At 62.0% G+C, this 16672-nt stretch carries 15 protein-coding genes and 1 riboswitch; of the genes, 2 read left to right on the forward strand and 13 right to left on the reverse strand.

The window, feature by feature from the left end:
• Positions 1-163 precede the first annotated feature (163 nt).
• From FW764_RS10330 to FW764_RS10370, 9 genes are all read right to left on the reverse strand, one after another.
• Positions 164-856, reverse strand: coding sequence for a pseudouridine synthase (locus FW764_RS10330; protein ID WP_446433847.1), 693 nt, complete (start codon positions 854-856; stop codon positions 164-166).
• Positions 856-1068 carry a cysteine-rich CWC family protein gene (locus FW764_RS10335; protein WP_446433848.1) on the reverse strand — a complete coding sequence of 71 codons (213 nt, stop codon included), beginning with the start codon at positions 1066-1068 and terminating at the stop codon, positions 856-858. The genes FW764_RS10330 and FW764_RS10335 overlap by 1 nt, the downstream gene beginning before the upstream one ends.
• A gap of 51 nt (positions 1069-1119) precedes the next feature.
• On the reverse strand, positions 1120-2892 hold the full coding sequence (atzF, locus tag FW764_RS10340; RefSeq protein WP_446433849.1) for an allophanate hydrolase: 1773 nt from the start codon (positions 2890-2892) through the stop codon (positions 1120-1122).
• A gap of 28 nt (positions 2893-2920) precedes the next feature.
• Positions 2921-6544: an urea carboxylase gene (gene uca, locus FW764_RS10345; protein ID WP_446434178.1), complete on the reverse strand. Its 3624-nt coding sequence runs from the start codon at positions 6542-6544 to the stop codon at positions 2921-2923.
• 259 nt (positions 6545-6803) lie between these two features.
• A complete protein-coding gene (locus FW764_RS10350; protein ID WP_446433850.1) occupies positions 6804-7433 on the reverse strand; it encodes an urea amidolyase associated protein UAAP2 in 630 nt (209 codons plus the stop codon).
• A gap of 9 nt (positions 7434-7442) precedes the next feature.
• Complete coding sequence (locus FW764_RS10355) at positions 7443-8168, reverse strand: urea amidolyase associated protein UAAP1 (RefSeq protein WP_446433851.1); 726 nt, start codon at positions 8166-8168, stop codon at positions 7443-7445.
• Positions 8165-8929, reverse strand: coding sequence for an ABC transporter ATP-binding protein (locus FW764_RS10360; RefSeq protein ID WP_446433852.1), 765 nt, complete (start codon positions 8927-8929; stop codon positions 8165-8167). The genes FW764_RS10355 and FW764_RS10360 overlap by 4 nt, the downstream gene beginning before the upstream one ends.
• Positions 8926-9741 carry an ABC transporter permease gene (locus tag FW764_RS10365; protein WP_446433853.1) on the reverse strand — a complete coding sequence of 272 codons (816 nt, stop codon included), beginning with the start codon at positions 9739-9741 and terminating at the stop codon, positions 8926-8928. Before FW764_RS10365 ends, FW764_RS10360 begins: the two co-directional genes overlap by 4 nt.
• 12 nt (positions 9742-9753) lie before the next feature.
• Complete coding sequence (locus tag FW764_RS10370) at positions 9754-10821, reverse strand: putative urea ABC transporter substrate-binding protein (RefSeq protein ID WP_446433854.1); 1068 nt, start codon at positions 10819-10821, stop codon at positions 9754-9756.
• A gap of 61 nt (positions 10822-10882) precedes the next feature.
• Positions 10883-10984: riboswitch (guanidine-I (ykkC/yxkD leader) on the reverse strand.
• A 313-nt stretch (positions 10985-11297) separates the two neighbouring features.
• Here FW764_RS10370 and FW764_RS10375 point away from each other — a divergent pair.
• Positions 11298-11657, forward strand: a complete 360-nt coding sequence (locus tag FW764_RS10375; RefSeq protein ID WP_446433855.1) for a hypothetical protein — start codon at positions 11298-11300, stop codon at positions 11655-11657.
• Here the strand turns inward: FW764_RS10375 and FW764_RS10380 are convergent.
• Positions 11654-12766, reverse strand: coding sequence for an enoyl-CoA hydratase/isomerase family protein (locus FW764_RS10380; RefSeq protein ID WP_446433856.1), 1113 nt, complete (start codon positions 12764-12766; stop codon positions 11654-11656). The genes FW764_RS10375 and FW764_RS10380 overlap by 4 nt on opposite strands.
• Before the next feature lie 136 nt (positions 12767-12902).
• Between FW764_RS10380 and ung the strand changes: the two genes are divergently transcribed.
• Positions 12903-13595: a uracil-DNA glycosylase gene (gene ung, locus FW764_RS10385; protein WP_446433857.1), complete on the forward strand. Its 693-nt coding sequence runs from the start codon at positions 12903-12905 to the stop codon at positions 13593-13595.
• 65 nt (positions 13596-13660) lie between these two features.
• On the opposite strand, the gene FW764_RS10390 is transcribed toward ung, so the two are convergent.
• From FW764_RS10390 to FW764_RS10400, 3 genes are read right to left on the reverse strand one after another with little or no spacing between them, the layout of a single operon-like run.
• Positions 13661-14698 carry an AbrB family transcriptional regulator gene (locus tag FW764_RS10390; protein WP_446433858.1) on the reverse strand — a complete coding sequence of 346 codons (1038 nt, stop codon included), beginning with the start codon at positions 14696-14698 and terminating at the stop codon, positions 13661-13663.
• On the reverse strand, positions 14691-16205 hold the full coding sequence (locus FW764_RS10395; protein WP_446433859.1) for a tripartite tricarboxylate transporter permease: 1515 nt from the start codon (positions 16203-16205) through the stop codon (positions 14691-14693). The genes FW764_RS10390 and FW764_RS10395 overlap by 8 nt, the downstream gene beginning before the upstream one ends.
• 1 nt (position 16206) lies before the next feature.
• On the reverse strand, positions 16207-16665 hold the full coding sequence (locus FW764_RS10400) for a tripartite tricarboxylate transporter TctB family protein (protein WP_446433860.1): 459 nt from the start codon (positions 16663-16665) through the stop codon (positions 16207-16209).
• Positions 16666-16672: the final 7 nt, after the last annotated feature.

Genomic DNA, 16672 nt, shown 5'->3' on the forward strand with positions numbered 1-16672 from the left:
TGCCGGAAAGGCCCGTAGATCAAGCGCGGGCGGGGCAAGGTGTTTCTTGGAGGTTATAGGCGACTCGCCAGTCATACTTTGGCTGACGTCTTGATTCAAGCAGCACAGGCGCCAGGTCGCAAGGCGCCGAACTGGTTTTTTGCCATCACCGGCCGAACGGTCATCAAACCCTTCGGATTTCGTTGTCAGTCAGGGCCCGATATTCGCCTGGCGCCAGTGCATCATCCAGCATCAACGGCCCCATCCGCTCACGGTGCAGGCCGATCACCTTGTTATCAAAGTGGCCGAACATGCGCTTGATTTGGTGATAGCGGCCTTCGATGATGCTCAGCCGCGCCGTCCTTGGGCCTAACAGTTCCAAATCGGCGGGCTGAGTGGTGAGGTCTTCAAACGCGAAATATACACCTGCAGCAAACGTCACCGCGTACTCGGGGGTGATGTCCTGTTCGGTTTGCACGAGGTAAACCTTGGGCAATTTGGTCTGCGGTTGGGTCAAGCGCCGCGACCACTGGCCGTCGTTAGTGATCAGCATCAGCCCAGTGGTATTGAAATCCAGACGGCCAGCGATATGCAGCTCGCTCGAATCCGGCTCATCCAACAGATCAAGAACCGTGGGGTGCACCGGGTCGGCTGTGGCGCTCACACAGCCTTGAGGTTTATGCAGCATAAAATAGCGCGCTGGTTTGCCGACTTGCAGCACTTCATCGTCAACACACACGCAACTGAATTCACGCACCTCGTGGTGTGGATCGCTGACCGCCACGCCATCGACCGTCACCCGTCGCTCAACCAGCAGCACACGCACTTGCTGGCGATTGAAACGCGGCAGGTTGCTGAGAAAACGATCTACGCGCATTACTTCGAGTCAGCCCCACGCAATGTTGCATCCACTTGGGCACACCGTGGGCACAGGCAGGCGGTGTTGCGCAGTTCATCCGGCAGCGCTTGGAGCACTGCCGGGTCGATGCTGACGCTGTAGCACCAGCAGGCTTGGTCGGCGGTGCGCGGGTCGGCGAGGGTGCAGTCGTTGCGGGCACCGCAGGCGGGGCAAAGGGTTGGCGTAGTCATGTCGGTTCGGGCTGTATCGCGCAGTTACCTGCACGATACAGCGCCATCGCGCTATTGCAAGCTATGCAGGTAGCCGCGCCAGCCGCCGAAGTGGCTGATGTCCACCGCGCCCGCCAGGCCGTAGGGTTCGCAGATGAAGCCGGTTTCCCAGCGCCCGTCCGCCAGTTGCACCTTGCCCAGGCCCAGTGGCGCGGGGATGCTGGTGAGGAATGAACCGAGTTCGCGGCTCGGCAATTCCCACACCTCAACCTCGACGGCCACGCCGCCTTCGCTCACCCGCAGTATGCCGGGGCGGTAAGGCGGCCCGCCGGCCAGGGCAAACAGTTGATAGTCCGCCGAGCTGTGGGTGCGCTCCAGCAAGCGTGCACCACGGCGCACTAATTGGCCGTTCAGCGCCAGCCCTCGCAGGTGCGCGCCGCACACCACCAGTCGCGTCATGTCATGGCTGGCGTTGCCTGTTGACGCGCGAAGCGAGGCATCCTGCTGGCGCTGCAACGCATCTGCCACGCCCAGCAGGTATTGATCGGTAAATGCGCGACCAAACAACGTCACCCCCCATGGCAAACCGTTTTCCATAAAGCCACTGGGCACCGCGACGGCCGCGTAATCCAGCAGGTTCATGAAGTTGGTGTAGTGGCCCAGTTCGGCATTGCGCAGCACCGGTTCGGCACGCAACTCTTCCAAGGTGACTGGGCGGCCGATGGTCGGCGTCAGCACGCAATCGAGCCCTGCCAGCAACACATCGCATTGGGCTTTCAAGGCTTGCAGACGGTACTGCGCACGGAAGGTGTCTACGCCACTCACCGCTGGCGCCTTGGCCAACACAGCACGGATCACTGGCAGCACCGCTTCGGGCTCGCGCTCCATCAGTTCACCGGCCACGCTGTAGCGCTCGGCCACCCACGGCCCGTCATAGAGCAGGCGCGCGGCTTCGAGGAAGGGTGATAGGTCGAGCGTGACCGGTTCGCCGCCGAGGGCAATTACGCGGGCGATGGCCTGCTGGAACAGTGATGGGCCTTGCTCGCAACCGAAGAACTCCAGGTCCTGAGTGCGCGGCACACCAAAACGAAACGGCCTCGGTGCGCCGAACGCCGAGGCGTCATTCCACGCCGGGTTCTGGCGGCTGTAGGCATCCAGTAGGTCGAGCTTGGCGGTCAACGCCAGTAACTGGCTGGCCTCGCGCGCGGTGCGGGTGAAGGTGGTGACGCAATCCAGCGTGCGGCACGCTGGCACCACGCCCGCCGTGGAGATCAGCCCTTTGCTCGCCTTGAGCCCCACCAGGTTATTCAACGCCGCCGGCACCCGCCCGGAACCGGCAGTGTCGGTACCCAGCGCAAAACTCGCCACACCCAGGGCGACGGCCAACGACGACCCGGCACTGGAACCGCCCGACGGATAGTCGGGCAATACACTGTTGGGGCACACACCGTAGGGCGAGCGGCTGCCATTGAGCCCGGTGGCGAACTGATCCAGGTTGGTCTTGCCCAACGGCACCGCGCCCAGGGCGATCAGTTGCTCGACAATCGTCGCACTGCGCGTCGGTACATAAGCAAACGCCGGGCAGGCCGCCGTGGTCGGAATGCCCGCCAGGTCGATGTTGTCCTTGATCGCAAACGGCACGCCGAACAACGGCAATTCGGACGGCTCGCGAGCGTCCAGTGCCGCCAGGTACGGCTCCAGTTCCGTCGCGCTGAGCAGATGAATAAACAGGTGATAGTCGGGGTTCAACTGCGCGGCTTTTTCACGCAACTGCAGCAGTAGTTCGCGCGGCGTGGTATCGCCGCTGAGGTAGGCATTGCGCAGGTTATCCAATTGCAGATTCATGGCTTGTCCGCCTGTTGAAAAAGAAAAGTCAGTCACGTTCCAGCACCATCACCCGTTGCCCGGCGCCAATGCTGCTGCCGGGTTGCACCGGGATATCGCGCACGGTGCCGGCGAAGGGCGCGACCACCGGGATTTCCATCTTCATCGACTCAAGAACCACCAGCACGTCGCCGGTCGACACTTGATCACCCGTGGCCACCTGAACCTGCCAGAGGTTGCCGGCGAGAGGGCTGTCGACGCTGACCTCATTGGCCAGCAGCGGCGTGTCTTCGCCGATTGGCGCAACCAGTTTTCCACTGTCGTAATGCGCCTGGCCACTGGCGATCCAACGCTCGCGCTCGGCATTGAAGGCGTGCTGCTGATGCTCACGAAAGGCGCCGATGCTCGACGCTTCGCGCGCCAGAAAAGCCTGGTAATCCGCGAGGTTCAACTGGCTGTGCTCGATGCTCAGGGCAAAGCGCCCCAGTGGGAAGTCACGGCGGATCTGCACCAGCTCATCAGCCGTCACCGGATAAAAACGAATCTGATCAAAGAAGCGCAGCAACCATGGCTTGCCGTCAAACGCTGCCACTTCCCGATAGCGATTCCACATCTGCAACGTGCGCCCCACAAACTGATAACCGCCAGGGCCTTCCATGCCATACACACACAAGTAGGCACCACCGATGCCCACCGAGTTTTCGGCGGTCCAGGTGCGGGCCGGGTTGTATTTGGTGGTCACCAAGCGGTGGCGTGGGTCCAGCGGCGTGGCCACCGGCGCGCCGAGGTAGACGTCGCCCAGACCCATCACCAAGTAGCTGGCGTCGAACACGGTGTGGCGTACTTCATCGAGGTTCGCCAGGTCGTTGATACGGCGAATGAACTCCAGGTTGCTCGGGCACCACGGCGCGTCTTTGCGCACGGTGGTCATGTATTTTTCGATGGCCAGTTGGCAGGCCGGGTCGTCCCACGACAGCGGCAAATGCACGATGCGCGACGGCACTTGCAGGTTTTGCGTGGCGCACACGGTGGCCCATTCGGTAGTGATCAGCGCCAGCAGGTCGGCCAGGGGCAGTTGTTCGGGTTGGTAGTGAATTTGCAGCGAGCGGATGCCCGGGGTCAGGTCGATCACGCCGTGCAGGGCGCGGGTTTGCAGGGCTTGCATCAGGGCGTGGGCGCGAAAGCGCAGCACCAGGTCGAGTTCAGGCGCGCCGATTTCCAGCAGCAGGTGGGTGTCACCGGCGAGTCGGGCGACGAGCCGGGTGTCATCTTCACCGATGTCCAACACCACTGGCGACTCGATCAACTGTGGGAGCGGGCTTGCTCGCGAATGCATCACCGCGGTTTGACTGACACACCGAGCCGTCTGCATCGCGGGCAAGCCCGGCTCCCACAGTTGGTCCCATTTCAGGGCGAGGTCGCGTGCGGTCTTGAGATCCACCGGTTCGAACCTGATTTTGTCTCCCGCCTTCAACTGCCCCAACTGCCACAGGTCCGCCTCTATCACCGTCACCGGGCACACAAACCCACCCAGGCTCGGCCCGTCCGGCCCGAGGATCACCGGCATATCCCCAGTAAAATCCACCGCCCCAATCGCATAAGGATTGTCATGAATATTCGACGGATGCAGCCCGGCTTCGCCGCCGTCCGTACGCGCCCATTCAGGCTTCGGCCCGATCAACCGCACCCCGGTGCGGCTGGAGTTGAAATGCACTTCCCACTCGGTGGCGAAGAAGGTGCCGATGTACTCAGGCAGGAAATATTCCGGCGCACCGTGCGGGCCATAAATGACCCGCAGCGTGCGTACCCCAGTCAGTGGTTCAGCAACCAGTTGCTGCCCGGCGTTGACGTCTGCCAATGGCAACAGATGCAACACATCACCGGCCCGTAAAGCGCGCCCAGCATGCCCACCAAACTGGCCCAGCGTGAAGGTGCTTTTGCTGCCCAGGTAGTCCGGCACTTGCAGCCCTCCACGCAGGCACAAATAGCTGCGCGCACCGCTACCGGCGATAGTGCCAAGGCTCAACACCGCCCCCGCCTCAATCAACAGCGCGGTATTCATCGGCACTGCCTGGTCATTCAATTGCAGTGGAATATCCGCCCCGGTCACCGCCACAACCGCCTCGCAATTGAAGCGCAGCAGTGGCCCACTCATGGTGATTTCCAGCGCCGCCGCCCCGTCGTTATTGCCCAGCAAACGGTTACCCAAGCGCAGCGCACGGCTGTCCATCGGGCCGGATGGCGGTACGCCGACCGCCCAATAACCGAGGCGGCCTGGATAGTCCTGCACACTGGTTTGCGTGCCGGCGCTGAGCACTTCAAAGGTGTCGGCGGTGTAGACCAGGTTTTCCAGGCAGCGCGTCCACGGCCGGCCACTGGCGAAGGGCTCGGCAAGCAGGATCTGGCGCAGGTAATCGCGGTTGGTTTCCACGCCATAGAGTTGGCTGTGGCTCAGCGCCTGATGCAAATCCAGGCGCGCCTGTTCGCGGGTCGGCGCCCAGGTGATGAGCTTGGCGATCATCGGGTCGAAGTACGCTGGGATCTCGCAACCGGCTTCTACCCAGGTGTCGATTCGCAGGCCTTCGGCAACCGGGAAGTCCACGCGAGTCAACAGCCCCGGGCTCGGCTGGAAGTCCTTGCCCGGATCTTCCGCATACAGCCGTGCCTGAATCGCATGGCCGTGGGGATTCAAATCCAAGGTATTCAACGGCGGCATTTCGCCTGCCGCCAACAGCACCATCCAGCGCACCAGGTCCACGCCCCAGACTTGCTCGGTCACGCCGTGCTCCACCTGCAACCGCGTGTTCACTTCGAGGAAGTAGAAGCGGCCATCAGCGCTATCAAAGATAAACTCAACGGTGCCAGCGCTGCGGTAATTTACGGCCTTGGCCAGGGTGATGGCGGCCGCGCACAGGGCCTCGGCCATGCCGTCTGGCAGGTTCGGCGCCGGGGTTTCTTCGAGGACTTTCTGGTTGCGCCGCTGCACGGAACAGTCGCGCACGCCGAGGGCGATCACGTCACCTGCGCCATCGCCGAACACCTGCACTTCCAGGTGGCGAGCGTGCTGGATGTACTTCTCGATGAATACACCGGCGTCGCTGAAATTGTTCTGCCCCAGGCGTTTGACCGCCTCGAATGATTCGCCCAACTCGGCCGCGCTACGGCACACGCGCATGCCGATACCGCCACCGCCGGCGGTGCTCTTGAGCATCACCGGGTAGCCCACCGTGTTGGCCGCCAACAACGCAGCGTCGAGGCTGTCGAGCAGTTCGGTGCCTTCCAGCAAGGGGATCTGATGTTGCTTGGCCAACGCGCGGGCAGTGTGTTTGAGGCCGAATACGCGTAACTGTTCAGGCGTCGGCCCGACGAAGGCAATACCGGCGCTTTCGCAGGCTTGCGCGAAGGCGGCGTTTTCCGAAAGGAAGCCGTAGCCGGGGTGGATGGCCTTGGCGCCACAGGCCTTGGCGGTGGCGAGGATTTTATCCACCGCCAGATAGGTAGCCGCCGCCGCGCCTTCACCGAGGCTGTAGGCCTCGTCGGCTTGCTGGCTATGCAGGCTGGCGGCGTCGGCTTCGGCGTACACGGCGACGCCCTTGACCTGCAGCTCGCGCAAGGTGCGCAGGATGCGACAGGCGATGGCGCCACGGTTGGCAATCAACAGTTTTTCGAACATGGCAAAACCCTGCGGGCCGTCCCGCATGTGGGGGTACGCGCCAGGGTCGTCCATGGCGCAAATCTTTGAAGTTGATGGTGATCAACTGTGGGAGCCGGGCTTGCCCGCGATGGCGGTGGGTCTGTCACCTTATTTATTGGCTGATTAAACGCCGTCGAAGGCAAGCCAGCTCCTACAGGGAACCTTCATTGTTTTTGCAGGCACTGCCCGGCGCGGGCCTGGCACAAGGCAAACAACCATCTACGCAGCCGCTTCATATTCAGTTCCATACCAGTAACTCCGCAGGGGTTGGGTTGTAGCCGTTGCACGGATTATTAAGTTGCGGGCAGTTTGAGATCAGCACGATCACGTCCATCTCCGCACGTAAATCAACGTACTTGCCGGGCGCGGAAATGCCGTCTTCGAACGTCAGCCCACCGTCGGCGGTGACCGGCACATTCATGAAGAAATTGATGTTCGGCCCGATGTCGCTTTTACCCAGGCGGCCATCGTGGACACAGGCGCGCAGGTAGTTGTCGCGGCAGCTGTGCATGTAGCGTTTTTCCAGGGCGTAGCGCACGGTGTTGCTCTCTTGCGCGCAGGCGCCGCCGAGGGTGTCGTGGCGCCCGCAGGTGTCGTCGACGATGGTCAGCATCGGCTGGCCGAGGTTGGAATACAGCACGCTGCCGGTGCTCAGGTACACGCTGTTTTGCCGGCGCAGGGTGCGTTGCACGTCGTAGCGTTCCTTGGGGTTTTTGAGGCTGTAAAACAGCGTGTCGACGGCCTGGTTGCCCTCAAGGTCGAGGATGCGCAGGGTCTGGCCGGCCTTGACCTCCATCAGCCACGGCTCGCCGGCGGGAATGGTCGCGCGGTACACCGGCGCATCGGGTTGTTTCAGTGCGATAGACATGGCAGTTCCTCAGGCGAACAGGCGGTCGGTGTTGATAAAGCCGCGCGTGTTTTCCGGACGCGACGTACGGCAGTGTTCGGCGACGCTGGGGTCAGCGTTCATCCAGCTCAGTTTCAGCGGTTGTGGGGCGTACTCGGGGTTGGGGTCCATTGGGTGTTGCAGTGCGGTGAGCACCACCAGCGTGTCCATTGGTGCGTAGAGCTCGATGGAGTCGCCGGCCTTGGAATTGCCCGGCACAAAGTGCAAACCTCCGTCGTTGTCTACGCTGACGCGGCTGAACAGGTTGAGGGTCATCAACAGGTCGCAAAGCCCCAGGCCCCACTTGCCCAATTCCACCAGCAGGTTGTCGGTGCCGTTGCGGTAGAAGCCGTTGCGCAGTTCTTGGTAGCGGCCCTGGCCGTATTTTTCGGCCACCTCGGCGGCGCATAACACCCCGCCGATGCTGTCACTCCAGCCGCAGGTGTCGGCGGTGATGGCGGCTAGCACGCGACCCATGTCCGAGTACAGGCAGTGGCCGCGGGTGAGCTTGGCGGTGTGTTGGCATTTGAGGCTGTCGGGAAGGTTCAGGCGCTCAGTTTTTTCATTGGCATTGAGCAGCGTCAGGCTGACGTTGGCGCCGCCACGAATGTCGGTGAGGCGCAGTAATTGGCCGCGCTTGAGCACGAAGGAACGGTGACCGCCGCCGGGCAGCATTTCTTCGGCGAATGGCGGGAACAACTGAGTGGAATCGGTCATTGGGCTGTGGCTCCAAGTTCGACGGCGAGCGCTTTGCGGCGCGCGCTGTTTAAAGGGATGTCGTAGGTGATACGGGCGCCGTAAGCGCCGGGGGCGTGGGGGTCGAGGCGCACCTTGTCGAACACCAGCAAGCGCGTGCCGAGGCTGAAGCCTTCGCTGAGGTCGTGGGTGACCATGAACACGGTCAGCCGGGTTTCGCGCCACAGCGCCAGCAACAGCTGGTGCATGTCCTTGCGAATGCCCGGGTCGAGGGCGCCGAAGGGTTCGTCCAGCAGCAATACGCGGGGCTTCATGATCAGGGCTTGGGCTATGGCCAGGCGTTGCTGCATGCCGCCGGAGAGCTGTGCCGGGTACTTGTCCAAGGCGTGGCCGAGGCCGACTTTATGCAGCTGTGCGGCCGCCTGTTCCCTGGCGTTTTTTTTGGCTTTGCCGAACAGCCGGCCCAGCCTCGGTGAATGCGGCAGTTCAAGGCCCAGGGCGACGTTGTCGAGCACGGTCAAATGCGGGAACACCGAGTAGCGTTGGAACACCACGCCACGGCTGGCATCCGGCTCGGCGACGAGGGCGTGGCCGTCCAGCAGGATCTGGCCTTTGCTCGCGGTTTCCTGGCCCAACAGCAGGCGCAGGAAGGTGGATTTTCCGCAACCGGAGGTGCCGACCAGCGTGCAAAACTCACCCTCGTCGACGTGCAGGTTGAGGCCCTCCAGCACCACTTGGTCGCCGTAGCGCTGCCACACATTGTTGACGCTGATAAAACTCATGCCCGCGCTCCTTCGTACCAGGGGAATGCACGGCGAGTGAGGGTTTTCAAGCCCCAGTCCATCAGCCAGGCGAGCAGGGTGATCCACACCACGTAAGGCAGGATCACGTCCATTGCCAGGTAGCGGCGTACCAGAAAAATCCGGTAGCCCAGGCCGTCGGTGGAGGCGATGGCTTCGGCGGCGATCAGGAACAGCCACGCCGAGCCGAGCATCAGCCGCAGCGAAATCAGCAGGCGCGGCAGCAGTTGCGGCAACACCACGCGCAGCACCAAGGTCCAGGTAGAGGCGCCGAGGGTCTGCGCCTTCACCAGCAGCTCGATGGGGATTTCCCGTGCGCGTTGTTCCAGGTCGCGCGCCAGTGCCGGAGTGATGCCGATCACAATCAGCATCACTTTGGACAACTCCCCCAATCCAAACACGATGAACAGAATCGGCAGGATCGCCAGCGGCGGCACCATCGACAGCACCGTGAGCAACGGCGACAACGGCGCGCCAAACAGCGGCAGCGTACCGGCGGCAATCCCCAGGCACAGGCCGGCGAGGGCGCTTATCCCCAAGCCGATGGCCAGGCGGCGCAGGCTCGACGCGCTGTCCTGCCATAGCACGTACTCACCGGTGCGCGTGTCGGCGCTGAACGCCAGGCGTTTTATGGCCTCGCCCATCTGTACGGCGCTGGGCAGCAGCTTGTCGTTGGGGTTGTCCGCCAGGCGCTCGGCCGAGCCCACGAAGTAGGCGAACAGCAGCAGGGCGAACGGCAGGATTACCAACAACAGATGGCTTGCGCGTTGCGGGTGACGGTTGATCAGGCGCATGGCCGGGTCCTCTTACAGCGTGCCGTCGGCGGCCATCTGCACGTAGCGGGGGTCGAACTGCAGCTTGAGGTTGGTTTTGTCGCCACTGGTCACGTCGTTGGCGAAACTCATGCCCACGGCGTTGGTGTCCTTGGCGCCTTCGCCGAGCAGACCGTGTTCAAACGAGAACTCCGCGACCTTGCGCATGGTGGCGGGCAATTGTGCGCTGGTGGCGAAGTCCAGGGCTTCCTTGGGCGTGGCGAACAGCTTGGTGGTGTCCAGTTGCGCTTGGAAACCCTTGAGGTCGGTGCCGCTGGCCTTGGCCATGTGTTCCAGGGCTTCGGTGCTGGCGGCGTTTTTGGCGTTCATCAACGCGACCACTTCAAACCACGCACCGGTGAGCGCTTTGCCCAAGGCCGGGTTGTCTTTGAGGGTTTGCGTGTTGACCACCATCATGTCCATGATTTCGCCGGGCACTTTGCTCGAGTCGAAGACTTGCGTGACACCGGGCTTGGCCTTGATCTCGGAAAGCATCGGGTTCCAGGTGGTGACGGCTTGCACCTGATCGGTGTTGAAGGCGGCGGCGATGTCGGCATCGGAGGTGTTGACTACTTTGAGGTCTTTTTCGGTGAGGTCAGCCGATTCCAGCGCACGCGCCAGCAGGTAGTGGGACACCGAGAGTTCCACCAGGTTGACGTTCATGCCCTTGAGGTCGGCCACGGTCTTGCCGGTGCCTTTGATCACCACGCCATCGTTGCCGTTGGAGAAGTCGCTGACCACCAGCGCGGTGCTGTCCACGCCACCGGCGGCGGGGATGGTCAGGGCGTCCATGTTGGTCATGGTGCAGCCATCGAACTGGCCGGCGGTGTATTGGTTGATGGATTCGACGTAGTCATTGAGCTGCACCATGTCGATCTTGATGCCGTACTTCTTGGCCCACTTGTCGAGGATGCCCTGGCTGCCGGCGTACTCCCACGGCATCCAGCCAGCGTAAATGGTCCAGCACACACTGAAGTGGTCTTTGCTGGCGGCTTGGGTCTGGAAGCTCAACACGGCGGCGAAAGCGGCGGCGAGCAGGGCGGGTAAACGGGGTGTTGGCATGGGGTTTCTCCAGTTGATCGTGGGCGGGCAGGGAGCAACGCGGCACCGTGAACGGTGGCTTGTCTCCCGGGCTTTTATCCCGCCGTGTAACCTCAACTGGAGGTCGCCAACTCTCGGACCAGCCACTCGCATCACGCGAGCCGGAACCCTAGTCAGCCATTGCAAATTGTGGTGCCGCGAACCTGTGATGAATCCTGCACGGGTTAGTCAAAGCGAGAGTCGTGCCAAGTAGGCCGCGAGCGTTTAGATCGAGGGTTTGAACGAGGGGGGCGATGGGCTGGGGGCTTGGGGTGCTTTGTGCTGGTGCGCTGGCGCACTGCAATGAAGCGCTCGCTTCGTCTGAAACAGATGTTTCAGCCTGTGTCCAGAACGCACCAGATTCGGTTTTTGATGTCAGATATTTCGTCATTCAATGAAAGACGAATGCCGCCCTTCAGCGTCGCTGAAGGTGCTCTCAAGCGGTCCAGGAGGCCGCCATGTATCGACGATTGCTTCTTAGCGCTTTATTCGGCCTGACCCTGTCTGCGTGTGTGCCCTATTACGATGGCGGCGCCACCTACTATCGCTCCGAGGTCTACACCGCACCGGCGCCGGCCTATTACTACGGCGGTGGCCCCACCTATCTGTATGGGCGCGGCTACTACGCGCCACCACCGCGTTACTATCCGGCGCCGCGTTATTACCGTCCGGCGCCCGGCTATTACCCAAGGTCTGGTTACCGGCCGTATCCGAACCAAGGTTGGGGCGGCAACCGGTGGGGCAATGGCGGTGGGCATAACCAAGGCGGCAACCGCGGCGGCGGGCATGGTGGCGGCCACGGTGGTGGTCACCGTTAGACGTCGGACAAATCCGCCAACGGATGTCGGCCTTCCCATGCCTTGTGGAAGTGCGCTTCGACCACGGCTTCAGGAACTGCACTGATATCCGGCCAGTGCCAGTGGGGCGTCTGGTCCTTGTCGATCAACCGCGCGCGCACGCCTTCGGCGAACTCGGGGTGGCGGCAGCAGTTCAGGCTTAGGGTGTATTCCATCTGGAACACCTGGGCCAGGGACAGGTGCCGGGCGCGCTGGATCTGTTCCCACACTAGGTAGGCTGTCAGCGGGCAGCCTTCGCTGAGGGTCTTGCTGGCGCGGCTGAACAGCGGGTCGGCGTGGTCGCGCAATGAGCTCAACGCGCGCCAGGCACAGCGCAGATCACCCACGTCCAGCCATTCGTCGATCTGTGCACGGCGGGGCAGCCATTGCGCCTCGGGTTGTTGGCTGACCGCTTCCTGGGTCAGCGCCTTGAGCAGGCTGTTGAGCTGCATGGCGGTTTGTTCCTGCCAGTTCAGTTGCAGCAGGCCTTCGATCAGTTCGTCTTGTTGGTCATCGCGCAGGAAACGGTCGGCCAGGCCCAGGTCCAGGGCGTCACGACCGTTGATGTGCGCGCCGGTGAGGCCAAGGAATAAGCCAAGTTTGCCGGGCAGGCGCGACAGGAACCAACTGGCGCCCACGTCCGGGTACAGGCCGATGCTGATCTCGGGCATCGCCAAACGGCTGCTCGGTGTGACGATGCGCACCGCCGCGCTTTGCAGCAGGCCCATACCGCCGCCCAACACATAACCGTGGCCCCAGCAGATCAGCGGTTTGGGGTAGGTGTGCAGGCGGTAGTCGAGGCGGTATTCCGCAGCAAAAAACTCTGCCGCCAAGGGTGGCACCACGCCGGGTTGTTCGCGGCAAGCCTGGGCCAGGCTACGCACTTCGCCGCCGGCGCAGAAGGCTTTGGCGCCATTTCCACGCAAGAGTATGCAGACGATTTGTGGGTCTTTGGCCCACGTATCCAAGCGTTCGCTCAAGGCCAGGATCATTGGCAGGGAGAGTGCGTTGAGAGACTTTTCAGCGTCCAGGCTGGCGATGCCGATGCGGGCACCGTCGCTGCCGGTCAGCTCTTCGAAGTGCAGGTTCATCGTGACCTCAATCGAGAAAGTGAAAGATCAGTATGATCGCTCCGTGGGAAAGTGCCGGTTGTGTGTCAGATCAATTGACAAGCGGGGTCGGCTTTCCTAGGGTTCGCCCATTCTTTTTTTACGCGACGAACACACCATGACCGAAGGCGACCGTATCAAACTCGAACCTAGCTGGAAACACGCCCTGCGGGATGAGTTCGACAAGCCCTACATGGCCGAGCTGCGCGAGTTTCTGCGCCAGGAACACGCCGCCGGAAAAGAGATTTACCCGCCGGGCCCGCTGATTTTCAATGCGCTCAACTCAACGCCCTTGGACAGGGTCAAGGTGGTGATCCTCGGCCAGGACCCTTACCACGGCCCTGGCCAGGCCCACGGTTTGTGCTTCTCGGTGCAGCCGGGCGTGCCGACGCCGCCCTCCCTGGTGAATATCTACAAAGAGCTCAAGCGCGACCTGAACATCGATATCCCCAGCCACGGTTGCCTGCAAAGCTGGGCCGACCAGGGCGTGCTGATGCTCAACACCACCATGACCGTGGAACGCGCGAATGCCAACGCGCATGCGGGCAAGGGCTGGCAGTTCTTTACCGACCGGATTATTGAAGTGGTCAGCGAGCATCAACCGAACCTGGTGTTCCTGTTGTGGGGCGCCCATGCGCAAAGCAAGCAAAAACTGGTGGATGCGACCAAGCACCTGGTGCTGACGTCGGTGCACCCGTCGCCGTTGTCGGCCTATCGGGGGTTCTTGGGCTGTGGGCATTTCAGCCGCACCAACAAGTTTCTTGAGCAAAATGGCGAGACGCCGATCGAGTGGCGGTTGCCGCCGGTCTAAAGCCCAACCAATATTCAGTGTGGGAGCGAGCAAGCCGGCTCCCACTTTTTAATATGCGTCAGGCCTCAGATCTTGTCTGGCTGGCGATTCCAATGCCTGAACAACGGCTCTGCCAGAAACAGCACAAACAACAAGCGCATGACCTGCATCGCTGTCACCAATGGCACCGACAATTGCAAGGTCTCGGCGGTGAGGCTCATTTCGGCAATGCCGCCGGGCATCATGCCCAAGGTGAGTGAGCGCAAGTCCAACTGCGTCATGGCGCTCAAGCCCACCGCTGCCAACGTCGCCAGCGCCATGGTCAACGCCGTACCGATCAGCGTACGCGCCATAAACGACGGTGCCCGGCGAAAGAACTGACGGTTGAAGTGGCAGCCCAAGCCGCTGCCGATCAGCCATTGGCCGATCTGGCTGCCGCCATCGGGCAGGCCGATATGCAAATCCCACACAACACTGGCGGTGGCGCTGACCAACAGCGGCCCGAACAACCACGGGTTCGGTTGGCGCAAACGCTGCCAGCCCCAGGCTACCAGCGCCCCCATCGGAAATAACACTGCCAGCCAGGGCCAGCTCACCGGCGCTGGATGAAACTGCGGTGCACCGCCTTCGAGTAAATACTTGAAGATCGCCGGCACACACAGCACCACCACCAGCACGCGCAGACTCTGCCCCGCCGCAACACGGCTGAGCACCGCGCCATTACGTGCGCCGAGGTTGACCATTTCGCCGGAGCCGCCCGGCATGCTGGAAAAAAACGCAGTGGCGCGGTCTTCGCCACTGCGGCGCATCAACCACACGCCGACGATGCTCGACAGGCTGGTGATCAGCGCGCCGAAGAAAATCAGACCGAAGTGGCTCATCACCTGTTCGATCACCACCGGGGTGAAGTGCAACCCGATGCCGACGCCCACCACCCATTGGCCGCATTTGCGCCCGCCGGGAATTTCCGCCAACTGCCACGGTGTAAGGCAGCGCACCAAAATGATCGCCAGTAACGAGCCAACCATATATGGCAAAGGCCAGCCGATGAGGCTGGCCAGGTAACCGCCGGCCAGCCCGACCAGCGGTGTTGCCCACCATTGTTTAAAGGTGGCCTCAGACATCGGCCACGGCACGACGCTGCAGGGCACGTTTACGCCAGATTCGCAGCACCGGCACAAGCAACATGATTGCGGTCAGTACCCACACACCGAAGGTGATTGGGCTGGACCACAGGATCTCCAACGCGCCGTTGGAAATCGACAGCGCCCGGCGCAGGTTCTGCTCCATCAGGCCACCGAGGATAAAGCCCAGCAGCACCGGCGACAGCGGGAAGTCCAGCTTGCGCAGAATATAGCCGAAGATGCCGATCCCAATCATCAGGAACAGGTCGAAGGTGGTGGCGTGAACCGCGTACACCCCAATTGCGGTGATGATGGCGATTACCGGCACCAGCGCCCAGTTTGGCACGGCAAGGATGCGCGTGAAGATGCGGATCATCGGGATGTTGAGGATCACCAGCATGACGTTGGCGATAAACAACGAAGCGATCAGGCCCCAGACGATGTCCGGCTGTTGCTGGAACAGCAGTGGGCCGGGGGTAATGTTGTACAGCGACAACGCGCCGATCATCACCGCGGTAGTGCCTGAGCCGGGTACGCCCAAGGTCAGCATGGGGACCAGTGCGCCGCAAGCGGCAGCACCGATGGCGGTTTCCGGTGCGGCCAGGCCACGTTTGTCACCTTCGCCGAAGGTGCCGCTGGCACCGGCGATCCGTTTCTCGGTCATGTAGGCCACGGCGCTGGCCAGGGTGGCGCCGGCGCCCGGTAGCACACCCATGATGAAGCCCAGCACGCCGCAGCGAATATTGACTACGAATACCGACGCTGCTTCCTTGAAGTTGAACATCATGCGCCCGCTGGCCTTGACGGCTTCCTGGCCATGGTGGGTTTTTTCCAGCAGCAACAGGATCTCGCTGATGGAAAACAGGCCCAGGACCAGCACCACAAATTGGATACCGTCGGTCAGGTGGATATTGTCACCGGTAAAGCGATACACGCCGCTGTTGGCGTCGATACCCACCGCCGACAGGAAAAGACCGATCAAGGCGGCGACAAAGGTTTTCAGCGGTTTATCACCGGCCATACCGCCCAGGCAGACAATCGCGAACACCATCAATACGAAATATTCCGCAGGCCCAAAGGCAATCGCCCATTTAGCCAGCAGGGGAGCAAACATCACCATGCCGCAAGTGGCGATGAGTGCACCGATGAACGAACTCCATGCCGACAACGACAGTGCCACGCCTGCCAGGCCTTTACGCGCCATCGGGTAGCCGTCGAGGGTGGTCATTACTGTCGAGGCTTCGCCCGGGATGTTCAGCAGAATCGAACTGATACGGCCACCGTATTCACAGCCCAGGTACACGGCCGCCAGCAATATCAGTGCTGACTCAGGCGGCAGCCCAAGCGCGAAGGCGATGGGGATCAACAGCGCCACGCCATTGATCGGCCCCAGGCCCGGCAACAGGCCGACCACGGTACCGATCAGGGTGCCGCACAATGCGGTCACCAGGTTGTAAGGGGTCAGCGCAACGCCGAACCCCTGGCCCAAATAGCCAAGCGTATCCATATCAGTTCTCCAGAACGTCGAGCAGGCCGAGGGGCAGGGGTACGTCCATGGCTTTATCAAACAGCAGATAAAGACCGACGCTCATCAACGTGATAATCACCACGCTGGGCAACCAGCGACCGCCATATAACCGAGCCATTGGTATACCGATCAGTATGCTGCTGAGAATGAAGCCCAGCGGCTCGAAGGTGCCGGCAAATACCAGTAGCAGTGCCACGCATAGGCCGATTTTGATCAGGGTCGCGCGGTCCAGCGGTGGCTCGTCGTCCTTGTGTTGGGTGGGCTGAGGGCGGAACAACATGTAGATCAGTGCCAGGCTCATCAGGCCGAGCATCAACAGCGGATAGGCGCGAGGTCCGACCGGCTCGTAGGAAAATGCCGCCTGATACGGCCAGGCCATCAAGGCCAGGCCGGCGCAGGCAAGCAACAGCGTGGCGGCAAAAATGCGTTGTAAGAGCATGGAAAAC

It is taken from the genome of Pseudomonas sp. 1152_12 (assembly GCF_052850675.1).

What these genes read in the sequence shown, in the direction of transcription:
- FW764_RS10330 (WP_446433847.1), bottom strand. Translation starts at nt 856, where the DNA reads ATGCGCGTAGATCGTTTTCTCAGCAACCTGCCGCGTTTCAATCGCCAG.
- FW764_RS10335 (WP_446433848.1), bottom strand. Translation starts at nt 1,068, where the DNA reads ATGACTACGCCAACCCTTTGCCCCGCCTGCGGTGCCCGCAACGACTGC.
- atzF (WP_446433849.1), bottom strand. Translation starts at nt 2,892, where the DNA reads ATGAATCTGCAATTGGATAACCTGCGCAATGCCTACCTCAGCGGCGAT.
- uca (WP_446434178.1), bottom strand. Translation starts at nt 6,544, where the DNA reads ATGTTCGAAAAACTGTTGATTGCCAACCGTGGCGCCATCGCCTGTCGC.
- FW764_RS10350 (WP_446433850.1), bottom strand. Translation starts at nt 7,433, where the DNA reads ATGTCTATCGCACTGAAACAACCCGATGCGCCGGTGTACCGCGCGACC.
- FW764_RS10355 (WP_446433851.1), bottom strand. Translation starts at nt 8,168, where the DNA reads ATGACCGATTCCACTCAGTTGTTCCCGCCATTCGCCGAAGAAATGCTG.
- FW764_RS10360 (WP_446433852.1), bottom strand. Translation starts at nt 8,929, where the DNA reads ATGAGTTTTATCAGCGTCAACAATGTGTGGCAGCGCTACGGCGACCAA.
- FW764_RS10365 (WP_446433853.1), bottom strand. Translation starts at nt 9,741, where the DNA reads ATGCGCCTGATCAACCGTCACCCGCAACGCGCAAGCCATCTGTTGTTG.
- FW764_RS10370 (WP_446433854.1), bottom strand. Translation starts at nt 10,821, where the DNA reads ATGCCAACACCCCGTTTACCCGCCCTGCTCGCCGCCGCTTTCGCCGCC.
- FW764_RS10375 (WP_446433855.1), top strand. Translation starts at nt 11,298, where the DNA reads ATGTATCGACGATTGCTTCTTAGCGCTTTATTCGGCCTGACCCTGTCT.
- FW764_RS10380 (WP_446433856.1), bottom strand. Translation starts at nt 12,766, where the DNA reads ATGAACCTGCACTTCGAAGAGCTGACCGGCAGCGACGGTGCCCGCATC.
- ung (WP_446433857.1), top strand. Translation starts at nt 12,903, where the DNA reads ATGACCGAAGGCGACCGTATCAAACTCGAACCTAGCTGGAAACACGCC.
- FW764_RS10390 (WP_446433858.1), bottom strand. Translation starts at nt 14,698, where the DNA reads ATGTCTGAGGCCACCTTTAAACAATGGTGGGCAACACCGCTGGTCGGG.
- FW764_RS10395 (WP_446433859.1), bottom strand. Translation starts at nt 16,205, where the DNA reads ATGGATACGCTTGGCTATTTGGGCCAGGGGTTCGGCGTTGCGCTGACC.
- FW764_RS10400 (WP_446433860.1), bottom strand. Translation starts at nt 16,665, where the DNA reads ATGCTCTTACAACGCATTTTTGCCGCCACGCTGTTGCTTGCCTGCGCC.